This is a genomic window from Halomonas sp. LES1 (assembly GCF_031846005.1).
Lineage (GTDB): Bacteria > Pseudomonadota > Gammaproteobacteria > Pseudomonadales > Halomonadaceae > Halomonas.
In genome coordinates this window covers 170,485-192,727 of the sequence record NZ_JAVRGC010000001.1, presented here as the reverse complement: position 1 = coordinate 192,727, position 22,243 = coordinate 170,485, and the positions used below count along the sequence as shown (strand labels likewise).

The window sequence follows — 22,243 nt, the reverse complement described above, 5'->3', positions numbered from 1 at the left end:
CATGGCAGACTCCCTGAAATCCCGCGTCGACATCTTCGAAGAGGACGTCGGCCTCGTTCACCAGCTGGTGCATGGCGACCGGCAGACCACCGTCGCCACCGAGACCGGCACCCTCGACAGCTTCGCCAAGCTGCAGTTCGAGCTGCTCGAGAACGCTGACCCCTCCAAGGTCGCCGCCGATGCCGCCGACGCCCTCGCCGCCAAGACCGCCGCCGAGGCCGCGCGCGACGATGCCGTCAATATCGCCGGCGGCGACAGCCAGCCGATCTTCGATGCCTGGGCGGTGGACGTCGAGCGCCGCAAGATCGAGAACGCCACCGGCGGCGCCTGCACGATCGAGCGCACCGCCGGCGGCGTGGCCTGCTACATGTTCGTGATCCCCAAACTCAAGTGGGAGGACCTGGTGCCCTCCGGCGAGCTCGGCACCGGCGTGCACGAGGCCTTCCTCGAAGGGGGTGTCGAGAAGAGCGAGCTGCTGGTCGGCATGCACCTCGCCAGCACCGTCAATGGCGAGCTTGTCAGCCAGGCCAAGAAGGTGCCGCGCCGCTCGATCAACTGGGACAACAGCCGCGCCGAGGCCCAGGCCGCCGGCTTCGACATCATGTCCACCTGGGAGTGGAGCGCGATTGCGTTCTGGTGCATGGCCAACGGCTTCCAGCCGCGCGGCAATACCGACTATGGCCAGAGTCACAGCCACCCCCATGAGCAGGGCATCAACGTCGAATACGACAACACGGCCACCGGCTCGGGGCCCAACACCTGGCGTCACAACGCTGCCGCCAACGGCATCGCCGACCTGGTGGGCAATGTCTGGGAGTGGCAGTGGGGCTTCAAAATGATCGATGGCCGCATCTTCCTCGCCCCTGATAACGACAAGTCGCTGGTCGAATCCAGCTGGGTCGATACCGGCTGGGATATGCCGAGCAATCGCACCTGGTCAAGCGTGGACAGCACCGGCGCCACCCAGGACGTCAAGCGTGCGCTGATCGTGCCCAACGGCGTGGCCGACCCCGACGGTTATCTCTACACCAATGCGAGCGGGGAGCGCTTCCCGTATCGCGGCGGCCACCGCAGCTACGGCGCCAGTGCCGGCCTCGGTGCGCTGTTTCTCCGCGACGAGCGCACGGCTGCGCACACGTCTGTCGGGCTGCGGCTCTCGCGTTTGGTGTAATCCGCAATCGGCAATCCTGTTATCGGCTCGCGCCGCGATAGCGGCGCTAAGGAACGGAGGTGGAAGACCTGAAGATCAAGCTCAAGATCGAGCGCATGATCGCCTACGGCTATGCCGCGCTGCGGCAGTTCCCGAAGAGCGAGAAGCATACCCTGGCGGCGGAGATCCGCCAGTGCATGTATCGGCTGCTGCGGCTGGTGATCGTCACCAACCGCCGCTACCACAAGAAGACCACCAGCCAGGAGATCGATGCCGAGCTCGACCTGCTGCGCAGCCTGGTGCGTGTGGCCATGGATCTCGGCTTTCTGCCCTATCGCCAGTACCGGCTATGGGCCGAGCATCTCCATGAGATCGGCCGCATGGTCGGCGGCTGGCTGCGCTGGATCAAGAGCAACCCGCCCACCCCGCCGGAGCGCACCGCGCTGCCGGCCTGAGTAGGAGGGGTCATGCGTCACCCTGCTTCGCTTCCCGTATCGCGGCGGCAACCGCAACAACGGCGCCAATGCCGGCCTCGGTGCGCTGAATCTCAACAACGAGCGCACGAATGCGAACACGAATATCGGGCTGCGGCTCTCGCGCTTGACCTGGCCAGAAGTGGCGGGCTCACGGGCTCGTCTCCAGTGCCATCAAACGGATGCATGATCCTCGCCCGAGCGGCGAAAAAGCCTCAGCCGGCGACGTGTGGTACCACCGCGGAAGCCCGTCGCCGGCGCCCCTATTTCCCTCACGCACAAGGAGGTGTCGTGGTCACGCATGGATTTCTGTTTGCGCGCTACGCCAACTTCGACGCCCTGCACGCCGGCTATCTTCAGGCGCGCAAGGGCTGCCGCGACAGCCGCGCCTGCATGCGCTTCGAGCAGCGCCTCGAGGAGAACCTGATCGAGCTGCTCAATCACCTGCAGTGGGGCAGCTACCGCACCGGCCCCTATCGCCATTTCTATGTCAACGAGCCCAAGCGCCGGCGCATCACCGCGCTCACCCAGTTTCGCGACCGTGTGTTGCAGCACGCCATGTATGCCGAGCTCGAACCGCTCTGGGAGCGGCGCTTCATCGCCGACAGCTATGCCTGCCGCGTCGACAAGGGCACCCACGCCGCCGCCGACCGCGCCCAGCAGATGCTGCGCGAGTGCCTGCACCGTCATGGCCGCATCTACGTATTGAAGGCCGACATCGCCAAGTATTTCGCCTCGATCGACCATCGCCACGTCAAGCGCCTGATCCGCCGCGTGATTAGGTGTCCGGCCACCCTGGCGCTGCTCGACGAGATGATCGACAGCTACAGCGAGCCCGGCCGGCCCGGCAAGGGCATGCCCATCGGCAACCTCATCTCGCAGCTGCTCGCCAACGTCTATCTCGACGCACTCGATCAGTACGTCAAGTGCCGCCTGGGCGAGCGCTGGTATATCCGCTACATGGATGACTGGCTGATTATCGGCCCCGACAAGCAGCACCTCCACCAGCTGCGCATTCACCTCGAGTGGTGGCTGGCCGAGCACCTCGAGCTTTCCACCAACCACAAGACCGCCGTCTTTCCCGTGCACCCGCGCGAAGGCGGGGCCTGGATTTCGTCGGCTACCACATGTGGCCGCACAAGCGCCGCCTGCGCAAAGGCAGCATGAAGCGATTCAAGCGCCGGGTCCGTCGGCTGCGGCGCGACTACGCCGCCGGCGAGATCGATATGCGCGGCGTGCAACTCCAGCTCAACTCCTGGCTGGCCCACGCCAGCCACGCCAACGCCGAGGGCTTTGTGCGCTCGGTCATCTACGACACGCCCTGGGAGGCACCATGTCACAACTGATCGTTATCGACCGCACCCCCAACGACGCCGACGAGCCGGCCGACATCCAGCTGCCCGAAGGCGCTCTCGCCCTGGGAAGTGCTGCCGGCCTGGCCTGGTACAAGCTGCCTCACGGCGCGCTTGCGCCCTCCGGAAGCCGGGCTCCCACGACTGACGAGCTGGCCGCCGCTCGCCTCGAGCTGCCGGCGGTCATGCGCCTGAAGCAGGCTGCGCGCCGCAAGATCGAGCGCGAGGTGGGCGATCTGCACGAGGTGGTAGCAGACCAGGCTCGCCAGATCGAGGCGCTCACCGCGCTGCTCTGCCGGCTGACCGCCGACCAGCTGGGCGGCACCGCCATGGATGTCGCCACCCGCGACCGCTATCTGGCTCGAGCCGAGAGCGTGGTCGCCGCGCTCGACAGCGGCGAGCTGACCCTGCGCGGCGATGCCGAAGGCACCGACGATATGCTCGCCAAGGTCGTGGCCCGCGCCAATGCCATCAACGAGATCATCACCGCCGAGTACCTGCCGCGCCGCCGAGCCCTGCTGGAGGAGTAAGCCGCCATGTCATTCGCCACCATCCACACCAACGCCGGCCTGATCGCCATGGCCGAGGCCGAGGCCGCCGGCGCTGCCATCAACCTCACCGAGATGACGGTGGGGGATGGCAACGGCAACCCGGTCGAGCCCGACCCCACCCAGGCCCAGCTGGCCCGCGAGCGTTACCGCGCCGCGGTCAACCGCGTCTGGCAGGACCCCGAGAACCCGCAGCGCTTCACCGCCGAGCTGATCGTGCCGGCGGAGGAGGGCGGCTGGACGATGCGCGAGGTGGGCGTGTTCGACCAGGACGGCACCCTGTTCGCCGTCGGCAACCTGCCCGAGGCCTACAAGCCCGCCGAAGGGGAGGGGGCGTTTTCCGATGCGGTGGTGCGCCTCGAGTTCATGGTCGACAATGCCGACGTGATCACCCTGCAGATCGACCCCAATGTCGCCATTGCCACCCAGGCCTGGATCATCAACAACATCACGCCGGCCAGCCTGCTGCCCGGCGGCACCACCGGCCAGCGTCTGGCCAAGGCCAGTAACGCCGACGGCGACGTCGAGTGGGTGGATCTCGATGTCCAGAACGTCACCGTCGACATCATCGACGAACGCCAGACCCTGGCCGACGGCCAGACCCAGGTGGACCTCACCACCTGCACCACCTACGGCCTGGCGATCTATATCGACGGCCTGCGCCTGCTCCAGGGCAGTGGCGCCGACGAGTGGCAGCCTGACATCACCCTCGAGACGCGCCTGGCGCTCGGCAAGAGCTATCCCGCCGGCACCGAGATCTACTGCGTGCAGAACGAGCCCTCCGGCTCCGCCCCCGCGCCCCTGGAGAAGAGCCAGAACCTGGCCGACGTTCCCGACAAGGCGCTGGCCCGCGCGAATCTCGACATCTACAGCCGCGCCCAGGTGCGCCAGATGGCTCCCGCCGGCATGGTTGCCCACTTCGCGCGCAGCACGGCGCCCACCGGCTGGCTCAAGGCCAACGGCGCCGCGGTCAGCCGTAGCGTCTACAGCGAGCTGTTCGCCGCCATCGGCACCAGTTACGGCGAGGGCGACGGCTTCACCACCTTCAACCTGCCCGACCTGCGCGGCGAGTTTCTGCGCGGGTGGGATGACGGGCGCGGCATCGATGGCGGTCGCGCCCTGGGCTCCAGTCAGACCGACGACAACAAGAGCCACGACCACTCGGCCAGCTCCAGCCGTGACGGCAGCCACAGTCACAGCGGTAGCGCGAATGGCGCCGGCGCTCACAGCCACTCGGCGAGCTCAAGCTGGCAGGGTGATCACAGGCATCAGATGCAAGATGCTCACCCCCAGGAGGCTGAGGGCGAAGATGGGCAGGGGGTCGACTCGGGCCCGGTTAACCGGACGACTGGCGCCTACACCAAGCCCGCTGGCGGCCACCGCCACTCCATCTCCATCGGTAACGCCGGCCACCATAGCCACAGCCTAAGCATCAACAGCGCCGGCGCGCACAGCCACGCCATCACCGTGGATGAGGCCGGTGGCGCCGAGTCGCGCCCCCGCAACGTCGCCCTGCTCGCCTGCATCAAGTTCTAGGAGGCACGCCCGTGAGCCAGCCCAGCAAGACCGTCTATCAGTACGACCTCGCCGGCCTCTACCAGGGCGAGACCCAGGCCGATGAATCACCCCTCGAGCCCGGCGTCTATCTGATGCCGGCGCGCACCACCGAGGCGGCGCCTCCTGAAGAGTGGCCAGCGGATCGCTGGCCGCGCTGGAACGGCGGCGAATGGCAGCTCGTCAACCGGCCCAGGCCGCCGGCACCCGAGCCTGAGCCCGACGACCCGGCCCTCAAGCTGAGGCGGTTCCTCGAGGTGAATCCCGATGTGGCGGAGATGGTGGGGGTGAAGTAGAACCACCGCCAGCGGAGCGCCTCCCGCGCGGGCGTCATGCTGTGCCTACCGTCCGGAATTCATACCTGATCAGGCAAGAGGCACACCGCAATGGCGAAATTCCTGCACGGGGTCGAGGTCCTCGAGATCGATACCGGCCCTCGACCCATCCAGACCGTGCGCTCTGGCGTGATCGGCATTGTCGGCACCGCGCCGGATGCCGAGGGCGCCACTGCCGCCACGCTGACGCTGGGCAACGCCCCGGCAAACACCGGCATCACCTATACCGCCACCACGGCCGGCACCGCCGGAAACAACGTGCGCATCCGCTACGTCGACCCGGGCAGCGCATCGGCGACCCTGGCGGTCACGGTCGACGGTAGCGACATCACCGTAACGCTAGCCACCGACGCCGAGGGCGCCATCACCAGCACCGCCGCCGACATCGTCACTGCCGTCAATGGCGAGGCTGAGGCGGCGGCGCTGGTCACCGCTGCGGCAGCCGAAGGCTCTGACGGCACCGGGCTGGCGCGGTCGCGCGGCTATCAGTCGCTCGCCGGCGGCGCCGCTGAGCCGTTCCCGCTTAACCGCCCGACACTGGTGGCCGGCTCGCGCACCGAGGCCGCGCGCCTCGGCGCCGCCGGCACACTGCCGGGCGCCCTCGAGGGCATCTTCGACCAGGTCGGCGCTGTGGTGGTGGTCGTGCGCGTCGAGAAGGCCCAGGACGAGCAGGCCACCACCGCCAATGTGGTCGGCGGCGTGGATGGCGTGACCGGCGAACTGCAGGGCGTGCATGCCCTGGCTGGCGCCGAGAGTGTGATCGGTTTTTCTCCGCGCATCCTGTGCGCGTCTGGCTTTACCCATCAGCGTGAGAGCGGCGCCAGGAATGCCGTGGTAGCCGAGCTGATCGGCATCGCCGAGCGTCTGCGCGCCGTGGTGGTCGCCGACGGCCCCAACACCACCGACGACGCGGCCCAGCAGTACGCCAACGACTGGGGCAGCGCCCGGGTCTACCTGGTCGACCCCTGGGTGCAGGTCATGCAGCGCGACGGCAGCTACAAGAGCGAACCGCCCAGCGCCCGCGTGGCCGGCATCATCGCCAAGGTCGATAACGACCAGGGCTTCTGGTGGTCGCCGTCCAACAAGCCGGTCAACGGCATCGTCGGCACCGCTCGCGCGGTGGACTTCAAGCTCGGTGATGCCAATAGTCGCGCCAACCTGCTGAACGAGGGGCATGTCGCGACCATTATCCGGCAGAACGGTTATCGGTTGTGGGGCAACCGCACGCTGACCGACGACACCAAGTGGCACTTCCTCTCGGTGCGCCGCACCGCTGACATGATCAACGACTCGATCCAGCGCGCCCACCTGTGGGCGGTCGATCGCAACATTACCCGAACCTATGTCGAGGACGTGACCGACGGCGTCAACGCCTACATCGCCAACCTGGTCGCCCAGGGCGCGCTGCTAGGCGGCCGCTGCTGGCCGGATCCGGACCTCAACACGCCAGAAAACATCCAGCTGGGCAAGGTGTACTTCAACTTCGAGTTCACTCCGCCCTATCCGGCCGAGCACATCACGTTCCGGTCGATGCTGGTCAATGACTACGTCGAGGAGGTGTTCGCGTAATGGCCGCTCGCAACATCATCAAGCAGATGACCGTCTCCGTGGATGGTCGCGGATATGCCGGCGAGGTGACCGAGTACACCCCGCCCGTGCTCACCCTGGCCACCGAGGATCACCGCGCCGGCGGCATGGATGCGCCCATTGCGCTCGATATGGGCATGGAGGCGCTCGAGACCTCATTCATCCTGACCGCCTACGACGCCGACGTGCTGGCGCAGTTCGGGGTCAGCGAGGGCAATGCTGTTCCCTTCGTGGGGCGCGGCGCCATGCAGAGCTATGACGGCACCTGGCGACCCACCGTGCATACCATGCGCGGCAAGATCGTCAGCATCGATCGCGGCACCTGGCAGCCCGGGCAGCGCTCGACAATGACCGTGACCCTGCGCCTCGACTACTACCGCGAGGAGCATGACGGCCGCCTGGTGCACGAGATCGACATCGAGAACATGGTGCGCACCGTGGATGGCGTGGACGCCCTTCAGGGGCTGCGCAACTCGCTGCGCCTCTGATCGCGAGGCGGCGTTGAGCCTTGGCCGGCGACTCCTCGCCGGTCCTTTTTCATGAGGAGATAGATCAGATGGATGAGCATGGCACCCCGGAATATCTGACGTATAGCGGCGACGGGCATTGCGACATCGAGCTGGACCGCATGGTCACGCTGGCCAGCGGCGTCGAGGTTGGCGCCTTGCGCATGCGCGAGCCCACCGTCGAGGACCAGGTGCGTCACGACGAGGCCAAGGGCAGCGAAGCCGCCAAGGAGATCGCCACCATGGCGCACCTGTGCGAGATGTCGCCGGATGACATCAAGCGGCTGCCCCTTAAGAGCTACAAGCGCCTCCAGGAGGCCTATCAGGGTTTTTTGCTCTAGCGCCTGATGATGTCAGGCGGCTGGCGCTGGCGCTGGCCTCGCACACCGGGTGGGGGTTGAGTGAAATCATGGCGCTACCGACCAGCCGGTTCCTATGGTGGGCTCAAGGCCTGCCGCGCCAGTAACGAGGGGAGAGCATGGCCAACCAGCGCCTCAACGCAACCATCAGCATCGGCGGCACCGTTGATCGCTCCCTGACCCGTGGCCTCACCAACACCAAGGGGCAGATCGGTGAGCTGCAGGGCGTGATCGGCAAGGCGACGCGCCGACAGGCTACGCTCTCACGCGAGATCGAGCGCATGGGCCGGCAGGGCATGAATGTCGAGCCGCTGCGACGACAGTACGCCCAGCTCGGCGACGAGATCGACCGCGCCCGCCGACGCCAGGCCGCCCTACAGCGCCTGGCCGGAGCCGACGTGGCTGGCAGGTTCCGCACCATGACCAGCGAGGTCGGCCGCCTGGCGCGCCGCACCGCCATGGTCGGCACCGCCGTGGGTGCTGGCATCTTCGGTATCGCCAACAGTACCTCGGAGCTGGGCGACAATGTCGCCAAGACCGCCGACAAGATCGGCATGGGAGTCGAGGAGCTGCAGGCGTACCGCTACGCCGCCGAGCGCTCCGGCATCGCCTCCCAGACCTTCGATATGGCCACCCAGCGCATGGTGCGCCGCGTGGCCGAGGCCGCCCAGAGCAGTGGTGCTGCCAAGGATGCCATCGAGGAGCTGGGGCTCTCGGCTCAAGCGCTCGCCTCGATGACGCCGGACGAGCAGCTCAATGCCTTCGCCGACGCCTTGCAGGGGGTCGAGAACCAGGGCGAGCGAGTGCGCATCGCCATGAAGCTCTTCGATTCCGAAGGCGTGGCAATGGTCAACATGCTGCGCGACGGCTCCGCTGGGCTAAATCAGCTTGCCGACGATGCCCGGCGCACCGGCTATATCCTCAGCGAGCAGGCCGCGCGCGACGCCGAGACCTTCCAGGACAAGCTGCTCGACACCAAGCTCTCCCTCTTTGGTCTCAAGAACATCATCGGCAGCGACCTGATGCCGGTGGTTTCCGAGCTGATGTCGGAGTTCACCGGCTGGCTCTCCGATAATCGCCAGCAAGTGCGCGAATGGTCGGCACTGTTCGCCCAGCGACTCAAGGATGCCGTGCCGGTGATTCGCGATCTGGCCAGCGGCATTGGCACCGTGGCAACCACGGTCGGCAACGCCGTCAAGGCCACGGCCGACCTGGTTGGCGGCTTCGACAATCTCGGCATGATCATCGGCACCGTGATTGCCGGCAAGGCTATCTGGTCGGTGGTCAGCTTCGGTGGCGCCATCTTCCAGGCGGGAAGCGCGCTGCTCTCGCTCTCTGGCGCTCTGCCGCTGGTGGCTGGCGGCATCAAAGCCATCGGCGCGGCGCTGATGGCCAACCCCATCGGCCTGATTGTTGGCGGCATCGCGCTGGCGGCCGGCCTGATCTGGCAGCACTGGGACACCCTCGGCCCGTGGTTCAAGGGGCTGTGGGACGGTATCACCGAAAAGCTTGGCGCTGCCTGGGAGTGGATGAAGGAAACGCTCTCCTGGTCGCCCATCGCAACCGTGGCGGCCGCCTGGGGTGGCCTTCAGGACTGGTTCGCCGGCCTCTGGGATGGCATCACCGGCGCCGCCGAGAAGGCGATGGACTGGATCACCGGGAAGCTCGAGTGGGTCGGCAACGCCTTCAGCACGGTCAAGGGCTGGGTCTCGTGGGGCGATGACGAATCCCCGGAGCAGGCGAGGGCGCAGCTGGGTGGCGGCAATGCTGGTGCGCTCAATCTCGGCAGCATGCGCGAGGCAAGGCAGGAGCAAGAGGAGCGCGGCCGTCAGGCGGCAGAGCTGGCCTATCCGCGCAACCACCCCCGCTACCGGGGAGGCGATGCGCCCGCCAGGCAGGAGGGCGACAAGTCCACCACCATCAACAACCAGATTTCGCTGAACGTGAGTCGCCGCGAGGGCGAGGCCGACGAGGCCTATGCCGAGCGCATCGCCGAAATGGTCACGGAGCAGCTCAACGATCGCCAGCAGGGAGCCCTCTACGATGGCTGACGTGATGCTACAGCTGGGCAACTACGCCTTCAGCATCGACACCGCCGCCTATCAGCGCCTGACGCGCTCCAGTCGCTACACCTGGGCCGCCCAGCGGCGTGTCGGCAACCAGGATGCCCTGCAGTTCACCGGCTTTGGTGCCGACTCGATCACGCTGACCGGGCGCGTCTACCCCGGGTGGCGCTCGGGGCCCTGGCAGATCGACACCATGCGCGAAACGGCCCGCGCCGCCGAGCCGCTGCTGCTGGTGGACGGCCTGGGCTTCGTGCATGGACGGTGGGTTATCGAAAGCATCGAGGAGCAGGCAGACACCTTCGCCCCCGGCGGCACGCCACGCCGGCAGACCTTTACCCTGCAGATGAGGTATTACGACGATGGCGCGCAAGTATAGGACGAGCGAAGGTGAAAGCCTCGACTGGATCTGCTGGCGCGCCTATGGGCGCATCTCTCGAGGGCTGGTCGAGCGAGTGCTCGAGGTCAATAGCGGCCTGGCCGATCTTGGCCCCTCGCTGCCCGCCGGCGTCGCCATTATTCTGCCGGACGTCGAAGAGCCCGCCGTCAATCGGAGGGTCAGGCTGTGGGGGTGAAGCCCGCGTTTCGCATCGTCGCCAACCGCGAGGACATTACCGCTGCCATTCGCGAGCGGTTTCTGTCGCTGACGCTTACCGACAAGGCTGGCGTCGAGTCCGACGAGGTCACGATCACGCTCTCCGATCACGACCCCGCCGCCCCGATCGCCCTGCCGCCCGCCGGCGCCGAGCTCGAGGTGTGGCTCGGGTATGACGGCCAGGCCGAGCAGATGGGCATCTACGTGGTGGACGCCCTCGACATGGAGTGGCCGCCCAATCGCCTGCGCATCACCGCCAAGGCCGCCCCGCTGGCGGCCAGCACCTCCGGGCAGGGCAGCACCCGGCTGATGCTTCAGACCAAGAAGTCGCGCAGCTGGGATGCCGGCACCACCCTCGGCGCCCTGGCGCAAAGCATCGCCCAGGAGCACGGCCTGACCCCCGCGGTGCAGGAGGAGTTGGCAGGCATCGCGATGCCTCACGTCGACCAGGTCAACGAATCCGACATGAACCTGCTTACCCGTCTGGCCCGGGAGCATGACGCCATCGCCAAGCCCGCCGGCGGCGCCCTAGTGCTGGCGCGGCGTGGCAGCTCCACCAGCGCCGGCGGCGAGCCGATCAAGCTGCCCACGGTGACGGTCACGCCTGGCATGGTAACGCGCGGCAAGATGAAGCTCGCCAAGCGAGGGCATGCCGGCAGCGTGGTGGCTCGCTGGCGCGACACCGATGCCGCCGCCACCCTGGAGGTCACCGAGGGGCAGGGCGAGCCCGTTCAGCGCCTGCAGCAGATCCACCCGGACGAAGCCAGCGCCCGCGCCGCCGCTCGCGCCGAGCTGCGCCGCGGCCAGCGTGGCGAGCAAACTCTTGAGCTCACCCTGCCAGGCGATACCAGCCTGATGGCCGAGGGACGCCTATCACTCTCTGGCTTTCGTGAGGGCGCCGATGGCGAGTGGCTGATCACCGAGGTCAAGCACCGTCTCGACGGTGGCGGATTCTCCACCCAAGTGAAAGGCGAGTTGCCTGGAAGCTGAGCAGGCAAACAGCTAGGCTGACTGAGCCACACATGAACAAGGAAGATCGCATGAAGCACATCATCGCCGCCGTCGCTCTTGTCGCCCTGCCGATCGCTGCCCAGGCGCAGCAGCCGCCCCGCTATGACGTCGAAAACCACTGTGAGCAGGTGGCCGGCTTTGGCGGAGAGTTCAGCAACACCATGTACAACAGCTGCATCGACATGGAGCAATCGGCATACAACAACGTGAAGCGGCAGTGGGGCACCCTCCCGGGTAGCATCCAAAACCACTGCCACGAGGTGGCGAGCTTCGGCAGCCCCGGCAGCTACAACATGTTGGAGAGCTGCATCAAGATGGAGATGTCGGCGGCGGATAACCGCAGTGAGTTCAGCTTCGACTGAGTCGCGAGGTCAAGGTGAGAGAGGCGCCCGTAGTGGCGCCTTTTCAATGCGCACAACGCCCGGTTAAGGGCCGCACATTTTGACAGAATATTGACAATATATTGAGCTCAACGAAAAACCGCCACCCGGCATGATCCGTAAGTGGCGGTTTCTCTTACTGTTTCTGGTCGGAGCGACAGGATTCGAACCTGCGACCTTTGCAACCCCATTGCAACGCGCTACCAAGCTGCGCCACGCTCCGACTCGCGTTTTCGGTTTCCTGGCCGTCCGGCCTGTGCCCCGAGAACGAGGCGTATACTAGCGCGTTAGCCGGCAAATGAAAAGCCCCTTTTGCACTTTCTTTTCAGATGCTTGGGTTGGGAGCGCTGGGGCGTGCCGCGATGATGCTCTATGATGTCGGCGGTTTACGCCGCGTATCGGGCGTTGTCGGGGTCGCAGAGGGGGAGTTGCCGTGCCGTTGATCATGGGGATGAGTGTGTTGCTGGCCTGCCAGTTCCTGGGGGAGCTGGTGGCGCGTGGGCTGACGTTGCCGATTCCAGGCCCGGTGATTGGCATGGTGATCCTGCTGATCGGGCTGCTGGTGAATGGCAAGGTGCCCAGGAGCCTGCGCATGGCCGGCGAGGGTCTGCTGCGCTACCTGACCCTGCTGTTCGTTCCGGCGGGGGTGGGACTGATGGTGCACTTCGCCCTGATCGGTCGGGACCTCTGGCCCATCCTGATCACCCTGGTGGTGTCCACGGGACTGACCCTGGCCGCGACCGCCTGGGGACTGGACCGGCTAAACCGGCGCCGGGGAGGGGAGTCGCGATGAGCCTCGCGACGCTGGATCAGCTTTGGGTCTATCTCTCCGGGAACCCGCTGCTCTCGCTGTTGATGACGCTGCTGGTGTTCAGTCTGGCGGTGCGCATCAACACTGCCCTCGGCGGCACGCCATTGCTGCACCCGGTAACGCTCTCCATCGCCATGCTGATCGGCCTGCTGCTGCTGGTGGATATGGATTACGCCACCTACTTCGAGGGGGCGCAGTTCATCCACTTCCTGCTGGGGCCGGCCACCGTGGCACTGGCGATTCCCCTGTATGACCATCGTGAGCGTGTCAGGCGGCTGCTAGTGCCGCTGCTGCTGGCCTGTCTGCTGGGCATCGTCACGGCGGTGGCCAGCACCCTGGGCCTTGCCCTGGCATTGGGAGCGCGGCTTGAAACGGTGCTCTCCCTGGCGCCGCGTTCGGTGACATCCCCGATCGCCATGGGGATAGCCGAGCAGATCGGAGGCATACCTTCGCTGGCGGCGGGACTGGTGCTGCTGACGGGCTCCATCGGATGTGCGCTTTCACCCTGGGTATTCCGTCTGTTGCGGATTAAGGATCCGGCGGTGCAGGGGTTTGCCCTGGGGCTGTCGGCCCATGGCTTCGGCACGGCCCAGGCGTTTGCGCGGATCGGCGCCGTGGCCGGGGCCTTCTCGGGGCTGGCCATGGGGCTGACGGGTCTTCTTACGGCGTTTCTGCTGCCGCTGATCACGCGGCTCTTCGGGCTGGGGATCTAAAAAGGCGCCCGATCAGGGCGCCTGGTTTATCTGGCGATGTCGATCGCTGAAGGATGGCCGGGCTCTGTCCGAAAACTGGCTGCGCTCGCCACTTTTCGGTCGAGCCTAGATTTCCTCCCACAGGCGCTTGTGGAAATCGTGACTGAGCTTGGTGGCATGCTCCAGGCGTTTCATCTGCGCGTTGCTCACCTCCTTCACCAGCCTTTCATAGCAGGCCTGCACCTCTTCCGGGGTCGTGGGCTTTGGTCCGTCGAAGCATTCGGCGATTCTTTCACCGCTCTCGGCGATGGCTTTCAGGAATACGGCTTCAAACTGCAGGGCCTCGGCGAGGCCTTCCATCCAGGCCAGCTGGGTGCGGGCCATGGGGGTGGCACCCTTGGTCCACTGCTGCTGCCACCACTCAAGCATCGGGTTGGAGAAGGGGTTCTGGGACATGACGACCTCCTGGTCACTACGTCAGCGGATGACGGTTGCGGCATACGCCTCGTGATGTTGACTAGAGTATAGGAGACCGTAAGCGGGAGGGCGGGGCCGGGGCGCTGCGTTTGTTGCTTGAATTCAGGATGCATGTCAGGGAGCGAGTGCGATGTGGAGCGTGATCAAGTCGGTACTGGCGGCCTTCTTCGGTGTGCAGAAGGATGCCCAGCGTCGGGAGGACTTCGAGAAGGGGCATCCCGTGGCCTTTATTACCGTGGGAATCCTGATGGGCCTGGTATTGGTGGCGGTCGTGGCGTTTGTCGCCGTGTCGGCGGCCCGTTGAAAAAGGCGTTGGCGGTGGGCGAGGGCGCGACCGTTGGCCGCGGTGTGGGTGGCTACACTGCCTTATAGATATAGCTGAATCGAACGACCACACGCGGCTAGCGCGTGAGACGACAATAACAAGTCACGATAACCAGCAAGGAGGAGGCGCCGATGCGCACGTTCATCGTGTGGACAGCAGGTTGCCTGGTCGTCCCCCTGATGACGACGCTGGCCATGGCCAATGGCTGGAACATGCCGGTAGGGGTGACCGACGTGAGTCGAGAGGTCCACTCCCTGCATATGACCATCTTCTGGATCTGCGTGGTCATCGGCGTGATCGTGTTCGGGGCGATGTTCTACTCCCTGTTCCGCTTTCGGCACTCCAAGGGGGCCAAGGCGGCGCACTTCCATGAGCACCCCCTGGTCGAGGTGATCTGGACGGCGATTCCGCTTTTGATCCTGATCGGCATGGCGGTGCCCGCTACCGCCACCCTCAAGAAGATGTATGACCCCTCCGATGCCGACCTGGATGTGATGATTACCGGCCAGCAGTGGCGCTGGCGCTACGAGTATCTCGGCGAGGATGTCGCCTTCACCTCCAACCTCGGCACCCCCCGCGAGACGATTCGTGGCGAGGGGGAACGAGGCGAGCACTACCTGCTCGAGGTCGATGAACCACTGGTGTTACCCGTTGGCCGCAAGGTGCGCTTCCTGATGACCTCCGACGATGTCATCCACTCCTGGTGGGTGCCGGACCTGGCCGTCAAGCAGGACACCATCCCCGGCTTCGTCAACGAGAACTGGGTGCGGATCAACGAGCCCGGTGTCTATCGCGGCCAGTGTGCCGAGCTATGCGGTATGGATCACGGCTTTATGCCGATCGTGGTGCAGGCGCTGGAGGAGGAGGAGTTCGATGCCTGGCTGGCCGAGCGCAAGGAGGCGGCCGCCCAGGAGGCCTCCGGCGTCGACCGCGAATGGACCCTGGACGAGCTGGTGGCGCGTGGCGAGCAGAGCTACAACGCGGTGTGTGCCTCCTGCCACCAGCCCGATGGGAGCGGTAATGAGCCGGCCTTCCCGGCCCTGGCGGGCAACCAGGCACTGATGGAGGAGCGCGAGCGACATATCGAGACCGTGGTCAACGGGGTCTCGGGCGCCGCCATGCCGGCCTTCCGCAACACCCTGAGCCCGGTGGAGATTGCCGCCGTGATCACCTACGAGCGCAACGCCTGGGGGAACGAGACCGGCGATGTGGTTCAGCCGTCAGAGATTGCCGAGCGGCTGGAGGAGTAGGCCGGCTGCGGCCTTCCCAGGCGATCAGACAAGAACAGCGACAATCAGGGAGATTGACCATGGCGCCCAAGCTGCCCCTGCATCACCCCGTCGAGCAGAGCTCTACCGCCAGTGCCGGCGGCCAGGCGGCGCACCCGGCCCCGCCCCGTGGCCTGATGCGCTGGCTGCTGACCACCAACCACAAGGAGATCGGCAGCCTCTACCTGATCTTCTCCCTGACGATGTTCTTTATCGGTGGTGTCTTTGCGCTGGTGGTGCGCGCCGAGCTGTTCCAGCCCGGGCTGCAGCTGGTGGAGCCGGAGTTCTTCAACCAGATGACCACCATGCATGGCCTGATCATGGTGTTCGGGGCGATCATGCCCTCCTTCGTGGGACTGGCCAACTGGATGATACCGCTGCAGATCGGCGCGCCGGACATGGCCCTGCCGCGCCTGAACAACTTCAGCTTCTGGCTGCTGCCGGTGGCCTTCACGCTTCTGCTGAGCACCCTGCTGATGCCCGGGGGTGGTCCCAACTTCGGCTGGACCTTCTACGCGCCGCTCTCCACCACCTACGCGCCGCCTTCCACCACCTTCTTTATCCTCTCGCTGCATATCGCCGGCATCAGTTCGATCCTCGGCGCCATCAATATCATCGCCACGGTGCTCAACCTGCGCGCGCCGGGCATGCGGATGATGGATATGCCGCTGTTCTGCTGGACCTGGTTGATTACCGCCTTCCTGCTGATCGCGGTGATGCCGGTGCTGGCCGGGGCGGTGACCATGATGCTGATGGATATCAACTTCGGTACCAGCTTCTTCAATGCCGCCGGTGGCGGGGATCCGGTGCTCTTCCAGCATCTGTTCTGGTTCTTCGGGCATCCCGAGGTCTACATCATGATCCTGCCCGCCTTCGGGATCGTCTCGGCGATCATCCCCACCTTCTCCCGCAAGCGGCTGTTCGGCTACGCCTCCATGGTGTATGCCACCGGGGCCATCGCCATCCTGTCGTTCATGGTCTGGGCGCACCATATGTTCACCGTGGGCCTGCCGCTGACCGCCGAGCTGTTTTTCATGTACACCACCATGCTGATCGCGGTGCCCACCGGGGTGAAGGTGTTCAACTGGGTGGCCACCATGTTCCGCGGCTCGATCAGTTTCGAGCCGCCCATGCTGTTTGCCCTGGCCTTCGTGGTGCAGTTCACCATCGGCGGGTTCTCGGGGTTGATGCTGGCCATCTCGCCGGCAGACTTCCAGTATCACGACACCTACTTCGTGGTGGCGCACTTCCACTATGTGCTGGTGCCGGGGGCGCTGTTCGCGATCCTGGCCGCGGCCTACTACTGGCTACCCAAGTGGACCGGCCACTACCCCAATCTGAAGCTGGCCCACTGGCACTTCTGGCTCTCGGTGATCGGCGTCAACCTGGCCTTCTTCCCCATGCACTTCTCGGGGCTGGCCGGCATGCCGCGGCGGATTCCCGACTACGCCCTGCAGTTCGCGGATTTCAACCTGGCATCCAGCCTGGGAGCCTTCCTGTTCGGTGCCTCCCAGCTGCTCTTCGTATGGCTGATCATCAAGTGTGTGCGCGGAGGCGAGAAGGCCCCGGCCAAGGCCTGGGAGGGCGCCGAGGACCTCGAGTGGAGCGTGCCGAGCCCGGCGCCGCTGCACACCTTCGAGCATCCGCCCACCTTTCGTCGTGACGAGAATTCGGCGTGACGAGAAGTAGCAGCGGCGTCTCTAGCGACTAGCGGGGAGAGAACTATGGAGGAGCGTCAGCAGCACGGCAGCCAGAGGGCCCGAGGGGTCAGGCGAACCGTTGCCCGAACCCTCTTCGCCCTGGCCGGCATGTTCGCCTTCGCCTTCGCCCTGGTGCCTCTCTATGACGTCTTCTGCGAAGTGACGGGGCTCAATGGCAAGGTGGACACCCAGGGCCAGGCACTGGTCGCGGAGGAGGTCGATCAGTCCCGCGCGGTGACCGTGCAGTTCGTGACGCGCACCAGTGCCGGCCTGCCATGGAACCTCGAGGTGGAGACGCGTCAGATTCGCGTGCATCCCGGGCAGAGTGCCGAGGTCGGCTTCGCCTTCCACAACACGGCAGACAGCGCCGTCTGGGGGCGGGCCGTGCCCAGCGTGACGCCGGCCCGCGCCAACCTGCATCTGCGCAAGCTGGCGTGCTTCTGCTTCGAGGAGCAGCGCCTGCAGGCGGGGGAGCGTATCGAACTTCCCCTGATCTTCCAGCTGACCCGGGATCTGCCTGCCGACGTCCATACCGTAACCCTGGTCTATACCCTGTATCCGGTTGACCGTGATGAGGCAGCGCTTCAGGCACGCGCGAGCGGCGACATAGGAGGTGAGGCATGAGTGGTGGCAGCTACTACGTTCCCCCAACCAGCAAGTGGCCGGTCCTCGGCTCGCTGGCGCTGGGTCTGATGTTGATCGGTTTCGGGATGATCCTGGTACACGGAATGAGCGGCATCATGATGGCGGTCGGTTTCGTGGCGCTCCTGACCGTGATGGGATTGTGGTTTCTCGACGTGATCAAGGAGTCCCGCGGGGGGCTCTACGATGCCCAGATGGATCGTTCCTTCCGTCAGGGCATGGCCTGGTTCATCTTCTCCGAGGTGATGTTCTTCGCCGCCTTCTTCGGTGCGCTCTTCTATGTGCGTACCTTCGCGCTGCCGTGGCTGGACGGGGAGGGCGCCAAGGGGGTGGCGGCCCTGCTATGGCCGGAGTTCACCGCCAGCTGGCCGTTGATGGAGCCGCCCGGCGATGTGGCGGGGCCGCGGGAGGTGCTGAGCCCCTGGCAGCTGCCGCTGGTCAATACCCTGATCCTGGTGGGGTCCAGCATCACGCTGACCGTGGCCCACGAGGGGTTGAAGGAGGGCATGCGTGAGACCACGCGCAACTGGCTGCTGGTGACCGTGCTGCTGGGCCTGAGCTTTATCACCATTCAGGGGGTCGAGTACTACGAGGCCTATTACCACTACGGGATTACCCTGGAGGCGGGCATCTATGGCTCGACCTTCTTCCTGCTGACCGGCTTCCATGGGGCCCATGTGATCATGGGGGCCACGATCCTGGCGGTGATGCTGTTGCGGATCCTGCGTGGTCACTTCGCCGCGGAGAATCACTTCGGCTTCGAGGCGGCCTGCTGGTACTGGCACTTCGTGGATGTGGTATGGGTCGGTCTCTTCCTGTTCGTCTATGTCTTCTGAGTCTTGTCTTCCTGGCCCTTCAAGGCTAATGGGATTGTCGGGATTCAGCCCAGGTTGCCGGCGTAGAAGCCATAGAAGAGCAGGGCCAGCAGGATGGCGGCGAGGGCCACCCGCAGCTTGAGGGAGACCAGCAGGCGCCGCGAGGCGGCGTCGTCGCGCAGCAGGAAGCCGGCACCGGCGGCGAGGCTGGTCACCATGGCCAGGAACACCAGGGCAATCAGGATCTTGAGCAGCATGGCGCACTCCTTGGATATGAAGATTTCCCAGCATGCCCGCCCAGGACGGTGGCGGCAACGCCTGTGGTGGACGCTCTGGTCCCTGCTGGTCGTGCTGGGGGTGGCGCTGGGGGCGTGGCAGTGGGAGCGTGGCGAGCAGAAACGTGCCTACCTGGTGCGGCTGGAGGCGGCACCGGCGCTTGTCGATCCCCGACAGGTTCCCCCCGAGGGTAGCCGGCTGACGCTGTCCGGCGAGTACCTGGCCGATGAGACCCTGTTTCTGGATAACCGCACCCACGAGGGGCGCTTGGGGGTGGCACCCCTGACGCCGCTGCGTGGCGATGATGGTCGCGTCTGGCTGGTGCAGCGTGGCTTTCTGGAGACCGGGACCAGTCGTGCCGACCCCGAAGTGGCGACACCCAATGGGCGGATCACCCTGCGCGGCCGCTGGCAGGCGGCAGGGGATGGCGCCCCGCTGTTCGGACCCAATCGAGAGGGCGCCAGGCTCCAGCGGATCGAACTCGATGCCTGGTCGCTCGACTTCGCCCACGCCGGCTGGCTGCACCTGGAGGAGGGGCCCGGCGCGCTGCCCGCCTGGTGGTCACCGAGCGTCATGCCGCCGAGTCGCCACATCGGCTATGCCGTGCAATGGTGGGGGCTGGCGCTGGCGGCGCTGGTGGTGATGGTGCTCGGTGGCCGGCGCATGGGGCGGCATCCCGATGAGATACCCACGGAGGATCGATCATGACGATGTCCCATGCCACCCCCTATGGACGGCTCAAGCTGGCGGCGCTGCTGCTGTTTCTCTCGCTGCCGGTGCTGGTGGCCACGGTGATGGCGCTATGGCGTATCGGTATTCCCGAGGGGCGCACCGCGCATGGTGAACTGGCACCAGGCGTGCCGGAGCTGGCCGAGTGGCCACTGACCACGTCGATGGCACCCGCGGTCTCCGGTGACTGGGTCCTGGCGTTCGACTGCGGCGAGCGCTGTAAAGAGCTCAGCGATCAGTGGTGGCGCCTGCATCGGGCACTGGGCAGCGACGCACCGAGGGTCAGCCGGCTTCGCGTGGGTGGCGTTGATGATGCGCTGCCCGGGGCGGTGGTCGGGCAGTGGGCCGAGCGCCCCGCCTGGCTCGAGCCGGGCCGGCTGTGGGTGATCGATCCTCGCGGTCAGGTGGTGCTCGGCTATGAACCCGAGGCCGACCCCTATGCGGTCAAGGCAGACCTGGGGCGCCTGCTGCGCATGAACCCGGAGGCACCCTGGCAGGCTGGCCAGGAGCTGGCGGGTCATTGAACCCGCACGCATAGAGGAGGTGTGGCGATGCATGCAGCACGTCGGCGGTTTGCACTGCTCAAGGCGTTGAGTCTGGCGGGAGTGGTGTTCACGGTGGGGGTGATCCTGCTGGGCGCCTGGACGCGTCTGGTGGATGCCGGGCTGGGCTGTCCGGACTGGCCGGGCTGCTACGGCGCCCTGGTGGTGCCCGATGAGGGACGAGCCCTGGCGCATAGCCCGGACTCGCCCCTGGAGAGCGCCAAGGCGTGGATGGAGATGATCCATCGCTATGTGGCCTCCGCCCTGGGCCTGCTGGTGATCGCCCTGGTGGTGCTGGGCTGGCCACTGCGGCGCCATGCCGACTACCCCTGGCGGCTCTCCCTGGGGCTGCTTGGGCTGATCATGGTGCAGGGGGCGTTCGGTGCCTTCACCGTGACGCTGAAGCTGTGGCCCCAGGTGGTGGCGCTGCATCTGTTCGGCGGGCTTGGCGTGATGCTGGTGTTTCTGTGGCTGCATCTGCGCCTGCGCCGCTGTGCCAGCGGGAATCTGACCCTGGGGGGCGTGGCGCCGCCCCGTCGTCGTCTCACCCCGTTATGGGGACTGACCGCGGTGCTGCTAGTGATCCAGCTGGCCCTGGGGGGCTGGGTCTCGAGCAACTATGCCGGCATCGCCTGCCAGGGCTTTCCCACTTGTAACTCCCAGTGGTGGCCGGCCCTGGACTGGAGCGAGGGGTTTCATCTGACCCAGAGCGTCGGGCCCAACTACCTACATGGTCAGCTGCATGCCGAGGCACGCAGCGCCATCCAGGTGGGGCACCGTCTGGGTGCGCTGGCGCTGGGTCTCGCCATTCTGGGACTGTGGGCCGGCTGCCGGCGCGAGAGGGCGCTGCGTGGTCCCCTGCTGACGCTGGTGCTGGCCTACGCCGTGCAGTTCTCCCTGGGAGTCGCCAATGTACTGCTGTGGCTGCCGCTATGGCTGGCGCTGCTGCATACCGCGGGGGCCGTGGGGCTGGTCTTGAGCCTGGCGCTGGCTGCCTGGCGGTGGCGCTCTCTCGAAGCATCCCCGAGCAGATCACAACCCAGAACGCAGCAGAAGAAGGAGTGGGTCCATGTCTGATTCACTGACCACCGAGATCCGCATCTCCGAGCTCGCACCCCCTTCGCTGGGCAGTTGGGGCTGGCGAGACCTGGTTACCCTGTGCAAGCCACGCGTGGTGCTGGTGATGCTGGTGTGTGCCCTGGTCGGCATGGCGCTGGCGCGGCCGGTGTTACCCTCGCTTGGGGTCGTCTTCTTCGGCCTGGCGGGCATCGGCCTGACCGCCTGCGGGGCCGCGGCCTTCAACCATGTGGTCGACAGGCGACTCGATGCCATGATGCTGCGCACCGCGCGGCGGCCACTCGCCACCCGACGCATGCCCGGCAGCATCGCCCTGGCCTGGGCCACGCTGCTGTCGCTGGCCGGCCTCGGGCTGCTGGTGTGGCAGGTCAATGGGTTGACGGCCTGGCTGACCCTGGGGTCACTGATCGGCTATGCGCTGGTCTACACGACCTTCCTCAAGCATGCCACGCCCCAGAATATCGTGATCGGTGGGCTGGCCGGTGCCGCACCGCCACTGCTGGGCTGGACGTCAGTCACCGGCCAGGTGGGACCCGAGCCACTGCTGCTGGTGTTGATCATCTTCGCCTGGACGCCACCGCATTTCTGGGCGCTGGCGCTGCACAAGCGTGATGAGTACGCCCGTGCCGGAGTGCCGATGCTGCCCGTGACCCACGGCGTGGCCTTCACCCGCCTGCAGGTATGGCTCTACGGCTGGCTGACCGTGGCGGTGACGCTGCTGCCATTCGTGATCGGCATGAGTGGTGCGGTCTATCTGGTCGGGGTGATGGCGCTCAATGCGCGCTTCATGTTCTGGAACTACCGCGTCTGGCGGGGGCAGGACCCCAGGGCGCCCTTGGCCGCCTTCTGGTTCTCGATCCGCTATATCCTGGGGCTGTTCGGCGTGCTGCTGCTGGACCATTATGCCCAGGCCTGGACGCTGTGGCTGGCGCCGGCGATCCAGTAAGTGGGGGAGTAACGCCGGCGAGAGCGCACG

The 22,243-nt window shown here is 66.1% G+C and carries 28 protein-coding genes and 1 tRNA gene; 26 read left to right on the top strand and 3 right to left on the bottom strand.

Annotated features, from left to right (window positions below; translation table 11 throughout):
• The first annotated feature begins 1 nt into the window (after position 1).
• The 15 genes from RM463_RS00965 to RM463_RS00895 all read left to right on the top strand — a co-directional run bounded on the left by RM463_RS00965 (position 2) and on the right by RM463_RS00895 (position 11,895).
• Positions 2–1,171, top strand: a complete 1,170-nt coding sequence (locus tag RM463_RS00965; protein WP_311428599.1) for a hypothetical protein — start codon at positions 2–4, stop codon at positions 1,169–1,171.
• 59 nt (positions 1,172–1,230) lie between these two features.
• A complete protein-coding gene (gene avd / locus RM463_RS00960) occupies positions 1,231–1,605 on the top strand; it encodes a diversity-generating retroelement protein Avd (protein WP_311428598.1) in 375 nt (124 codons plus the stop codon).
• Between the two features lie 309 nt (positions 1,606–1,914).
• Positions 1,915–2,790, top strand: a complete 876-nt coding sequence (locus RM463_RS00955) for a reverse transcriptase/maturase family protein (protein WP_311428597.1) — start codon at positions 1,915–1,917, stop codon at positions 2,788–2,790.
• Positions 2,787–2,969, top strand: a complete 183-nt coding sequence (locus RM463_RS00950; RefSeq protein ID WP_311428596.1) for a hypothetical protein — start codon at positions 2,787–2,789, stop codon at positions 2,967–2,969. The genes RM463_RS00955 and RM463_RS00950 overlap by 4 nt, the downstream gene beginning before the upstream one ends.
• Positions 2,957–3,505 carry a hypothetical protein gene (locus RM463_RS00945; protein WP_311428595.1) on the top strand — a complete coding sequence of 183 codons (549 nt, stop codon included), beginning with the start codon at positions 2,957–2,959 and terminating at the stop codon, positions 3,503–3,505. Before RM463_RS00950 ends, RM463_RS00945 begins: the two co-directional genes overlap by 13 nt.
• Positions 3,506–3,511: 6 nt before the next feature.
• Positions 3,512–5,059, top strand: coding sequence for a phage tail protein (locus RM463_RS00940; RefSeq protein ID WP_311428594.1), 1,548 nt, complete (start codon positions 3,512–3,514; stop codon positions 5,057–5,059).
• 11 nt (positions 5,060–5,070) lie between these two features.
• A complete protein-coding gene (locus RM463_RS00935; RefSeq protein ID WP_311428593.1) occupies positions 5,071–5,373 on the top strand; it encodes a hypothetical protein in 303 nt (100 codons plus the stop codon).
• Positions 5,374–5,463: 90 nt separating this feature from the next.
• The gene (locus RM463_RS00930) at positions 5,464–6,981 is read left to right on the top strand and encodes a phage tail sheath subtilisin-like domain-containing protein (protein ID WP_311428592.1); all 1,518 of its coding nucleotides are present in this window, start codon (positions 5,464–5,466) and stop codon (positions 6,979–6,981) included.
• Entirely contained in the window at positions 6,981–7,487 is a 507-nt protein-coding gene (locus RM463_RS00925; protein ID WP_311428591.1) for a phage major tail tube protein, read from the top strand. The genes RM463_RS00930 and RM463_RS00925 overlap by 1 nt, the downstream gene beginning before the upstream one ends.
• Positions 7,488–7,555: 68 nt before the next feature.
• The gene (locus RM463_RS00920; protein WP_311428590.1) at positions 7,556–7,846 is read left to right on the top strand and encodes a phage tail assembly protein; all 291 of its coding nucleotides are present in this window, start codon (positions 7,556–7,558) and stop codon (positions 7,844–7,846) included.
• Positions 7,847–7,983: 137 nt separating this feature from the next.
• The gene (locus RM463_RS00915; protein ID WP_311428589.1) at positions 7,984–9,915 is read left to right on the top strand and encodes a hypothetical protein; all 1,932 of its coding nucleotides are present in this window, start codon (positions 7,984–7,986) and stop codon (positions 9,913–9,915) included.
• Positions 9,908–10,306 carry a phage tail protein gene (locus tag RM463_RS00910; RefSeq protein WP_311428588.1) on the top strand — a complete coding sequence of 133 codons (399 nt, stop codon included), beginning with the start codon at positions 9,908–9,910 and terminating at the stop codon, positions 10,304–10,306. The genes RM463_RS00915 and RM463_RS00910 overlap by 8 nt, the downstream gene beginning before the upstream one ends.
• Positions 10,290–10,502, top strand: coding sequence for a tail protein X (locus RM463_RS00905; RefSeq protein ID WP_311428587.1), 213 nt, complete (start codon positions 10,290–10,292; stop codon positions 10,500–10,502). Before RM463_RS00910 ends, RM463_RS00905 begins: the two co-directional genes overlap by 17 nt.
• On the top strand, positions 10,499–11,512 hold the full coding sequence (locus tag RM463_RS00900; RefSeq protein WP_311428586.1) for a contractile injection system protein, VgrG/Pvc8 family: 1,014 nt from the start codon (positions 10,499–10,501) through the stop codon (positions 11,510–11,512). Before RM463_RS00905 ends, RM463_RS00900 begins: the two co-directional genes overlap by 4 nt.
• A 32-nt stretch (positions 11,513–11,544) precedes the next feature.
• Positions 11,545–11,895: a hypothetical protein gene (locus RM463_RS00895; protein ID WP_311428585.1), complete on the top strand. Its 351-nt coding sequence runs from the start codon at positions 11,545–11,547 to the stop codon at positions 11,893–11,895.
• A 164-nt stretch (positions 11,896–12,059) separates the two neighbouring features.
• Here RM463_RS00895 and RM463_RS00890 read toward each other — a convergent pair.
• Positions 12,060–12,136: transfer RNA gene (locus tag RM463_RS00890), tRNA-Pro, on the bottom strand.
• Positions 12,137–12,346: 210 nt separating this feature from the next.
• Between RM463_RS00890 and RM463_RS00885 the strand changes: the two genes are divergently transcribed.
• Positions 12,347–12,706, top strand: coding sequence for a CidA/LrgA family protein (locus RM463_RS00885; protein WP_195687120.1), 360 nt, complete (start codon positions 12,347–12,349; stop codon positions 12,704–12,706).
• Positions 12,703–13,437: an LrgB family protein gene (locus RM463_RS00880; RefSeq protein WP_311428584.1), complete on the top strand. Its 735-nt coding sequence runs from the start codon at positions 12,703–12,705 to the stop codon at positions 13,435–13,437. The genes RM463_RS00885 and RM463_RS00880 overlap by 4 nt, the downstream gene beginning before the upstream one ends.
• Before the next feature lie 105 nt (positions 13,438–13,542).
• On the opposite strand, the gene RM463_RS00875 is transcribed toward RM463_RS00880, so the two are convergent.
• Positions 13,543–13,872, bottom strand: coding sequence for a hypothetical protein (locus RM463_RS00875; protein WP_311428583.1), 330 nt, complete (start codon positions 13,870–13,872; stop codon positions 13,543–13,545).
• Between the two features lie 151 nt (positions 13,873–14,023).
• Between RM463_RS00875 and RM463_RS00870 the strand changes: the two genes are divergently transcribed.
• The 5 genes from RM463_RS00870 to RM463_RS00850 all read left to right on the top strand — a co-directional run bounded on the left by RM463_RS00870 (position 14,024) and on the right by RM463_RS00850 (position 18,664).
• Positions 14,024–14,197 carry a DUF2970 domain-containing protein gene (locus tag RM463_RS00870; protein WP_311428582.1) on the top strand — a complete coding sequence of 58 codons (174 nt, stop codon included), beginning with the start codon at positions 14,024–14,026 and terminating at the stop codon, positions 14,195–14,197.
• A 152-nt stretch (positions 14,198–14,349) separates the two neighbouring features.
• The gene (gene coxB, locus RM463_RS00865; RefSeq protein ID WP_311428581.1) at positions 14,350–15,468 is read left to right on the top strand and encodes a cytochrome c oxidase subunit II; all 1,119 of its coding nucleotides are present in this window, start codon (positions 14,350–14,352) and stop codon (positions 15,466–15,468) included.
• Positions 15,469–15,527: 59 nt separating this feature from the next.
• Positions 15,528–17,165, top strand: a complete 1,638-nt coding sequence (gene ctaD, locus RM463_RS00860; RefSeq protein ID WP_195687115.1) for a cytochrome c oxidase subunit I — start codon at positions 15,528–15,530, stop codon at positions 17,163–17,165.
• A 45-nt stretch (positions 17,166–17,210) separates the two neighbouring features.
• The gene (locus RM463_RS00855) at positions 17,211–17,810 is read left to right on the top strand and encodes a cytochrome c oxidase assembly protein (RefSeq protein WP_195687114.1); all 600 of its coding nucleotides are present in this window, start codon (positions 17,211–17,213) and stop codon (positions 17,808–17,810) included.
• The gene (locus tag RM463_RS00850) at positions 17,807–18,664 is read left to right on the top strand and encodes a cytochrome c oxidase subunit 3 (RefSeq protein WP_311428580.1); all 858 of its coding nucleotides are present in this window, start codon (positions 17,807–17,809) and stop codon (positions 18,662–18,664) included. Before RM463_RS00855 ends, RM463_RS00850 begins: the two co-directional genes overlap by 4 nt.
• Before the next feature lie 44 nt (positions 18,665–18,708).
• Here the strand turns inward: RM463_RS00850 and RM463_RS00845 are convergent, their stop codons facing one another.
• Entirely contained in the window at positions 18,709–18,900 is a 192-nt protein-coding gene (locus RM463_RS00845; protein ID WP_195687112.1) for a DUF2909 family protein, read from the bottom strand.
• Between RM463_RS00845 and RM463_RS00840 the strand changes: the two genes are divergently transcribed.
• From RM463_RS00840 to cyoE, 4 genes are read left to right on the top strand one after another with little or no spacing between them, the layout of a single operon-like run.
• Positions 18,899–19,627 carry an SURF1 family protein gene (locus RM463_RS00840; protein ID WP_311428579.1) on the top strand — a complete coding sequence of 243 codons (729 nt, stop codon included), beginning with the start codon at positions 18,899–18,901 and terminating at the stop codon, positions 19,625–19,627. The genes RM463_RS00845 and RM463_RS00840 overlap by 2 nt on opposite strands.
• Positions 19,624–20,172 carry a hypothetical protein gene (locus RM463_RS00835; RefSeq protein WP_311428578.1) on the top strand — a complete coding sequence of 183 codons (549 nt, stop codon included), beginning with the start codon at positions 19,624–19,626 and terminating at the stop codon, positions 20,170–20,172. Before RM463_RS00840 ends, RM463_RS00835 begins: the two co-directional genes overlap by 4 nt.
• 27 nt (positions 20,173–20,199) lie before the next feature.
• Positions 20,200–21,267 (top strand): COX15/CtaA family protein, encoded by a 1,068-nt coding sequence (locus RM463_RS00830; RefSeq protein ID WP_311428577.1) that lies wholly within the window; start codon positions 20,200–20,202, stop codon positions 21,265–21,267.
• On the top strand, positions 21,260–22,213 hold the full coding sequence (gene cyoE, locus RM463_RS00825; protein ID WP_311428576.1) for a heme o synthase: 954 nt from the start codon (positions 21,260–21,262) through the stop codon (positions 22,211–22,213). Before RM463_RS00830 ends, cyoE begins: the two co-directional genes overlap by 8 nt.
• Positions 22,214–22,243 lie beyond the last annotated feature (30 nt).

Excerpts from the sequence above, each read along its gene's own strand:
- RM463_RS00945 (WP_311428595.1), top strand. The coding sequence starts at position 2,957 with ATGTCACAACTGATCGTTATCGACCGCACCCCCAACGACGCCGACGAG.
- RM463_RS00880 (WP_311428584.1), top strand. The coding sequence starts at position 12,703 with ATGAGCCTCGCGACGCTGGATCAGCTTTGGGTCTATCTCTCCGGGAAC.
- RM463_RS00835 (WP_311428578.1), top strand. The coding sequence starts at position 19,624 with ATGACGATGTCCCATGCCACCCCCTATGGACGGCTCAAGCTGGCGGCG.
- RM463_RS00850 (WP_311428580.1), top strand. The coding sequence starts at position 17,807 with ATGAGTGGTGGCAGCTACTACGTTCCCCCAACCAGCAAGTGGCCGGTC.
- RM463_RS00905 (WP_311428587.1), top strand. The coding sequence starts at position 10,290 with ATGGCGCGCAAGTATAGGACGAGCGAAGGTGAAAGCCTCGACTGGATC.
- RM463_RS00845 (WP_195687112.1), bottom strand. The coding sequence starts at position 18,900 with ATGCTGCTCAAGATCCTGATTGCCCTGGTGTTCCTGGCCATGGTGACC.
- ctaD (WP_195687115.1), top strand. The coding sequence starts at position 15,528 with ATGGCGCCCAAGCTGCCCCTGCATCACCCCGTCGAGCAGAGCTCTACC.
- RM463_RS00965 (WP_311428599.1), top strand. The coding sequence starts at position 2 with ATGGCAGACTCCCTGAAATCCCGCGTCGACATCTTCGAAGAGGACGTC.
- RM463_RS00875 (WP_311428583.1), bottom strand. The coding sequence starts at position 13,872 with ATGTCCCAGAACCCCTTCTCCAACCCGATGCTTGAGTGGTGGCAGCAG.
- RM463_RS00855 (WP_195687114.1), top strand. The coding sequence starts at position 17,211 with ATGGAGGAGCGTCAGCAGCACGGCAGCCAGAGGGCCCGAGGGGTCAGG.
- RM463_RS00870 (WP_311428582.1), top strand. The coding sequence starts at position 14,024 with ATGTGGAGCGTGATCAAGTCGGTACTGGCGGCCTTCTTCGGTGTGCAG.
- RM463_RS00950 (WP_311428596.1), top strand. The coding sequence starts at position 2,787 with ATGAAGCGATTCAAGCGCCGGGTCCGTCGGCTGCGGCGCGACTACGCC.
- RM463_RS00910 (WP_311428588.1), top strand. The coding sequence starts at position 9,908 with ATGGCTGACGTGATGCTACAGCTGGGCAACTACGCCTTCAGCATCGAC.
- RM463_RS00940 (WP_311428594.1), top strand. The coding sequence starts at position 3,512 with ATGTCATTCGCCACCATCCACACCAACGCCGGCCTGATCGCCATGGCC.
- RM463_RS00920 (WP_311428590.1), top strand. The coding sequence starts at position 7,556 with ATGGATGAGCATGGCACCCCGGAATATCTGACGTATAGCGGCGACGGG.
- RM463_RS00925 (WP_311428591.1), top strand. The coding sequence starts at position 6,981 with ATGGCCGCTCGCAACATCATCAAGCAGATGACCGTCTCCGTGGATGGT.
- RM463_RS00915 (WP_311428589.1), top strand. The coding sequence starts at position 7,984 with ATGGCCAACCAGCGCCTCAACGCAACCATCAGCATCGGCGGCACCGTT.
- RM463_RS00930 (WP_311428592.1), top strand. The coding sequence starts at position 5,464 with ATGGCGAAATTCCTGCACGGGGTCGAGGTCCTCGAGATCGATACCGGC.
- RM463_RS00895 (WP_311428585.1), top strand. The coding sequence starts at position 11,545 with ATGAACAAGGAAGATCGCATGAAGCACATCATCGCCGCCGTCGCTCTT.
- coxB (WP_311428581.1), top strand. The coding sequence starts at position 14,350 with ATGCGCACGTTCATCGTGTGGACAGCAGGTTGCCTGGTCGTCCCCCTG.
- RM463_RS00830 (WP_311428577.1), top strand. The coding sequence starts at position 20,200 with ATGCATGCAGCACGTCGGCGGTTTGCACTGCTCAAGGCGTTGAGTCTG.
- RM463_RS00840 (WP_311428579.1), top strand. The coding sequence starts at position 18,899 with ATGGCGCACTCCTTGGATATGAAGATTTCCCAGCATGCCCGCCCAGGA.
- cyoE (WP_311428576.1), top strand. The coding sequence starts at position 21,260 with ATGTCTGATTCACTGACCACCGAGATCCGCATCTCCGAGCTCGCACCC.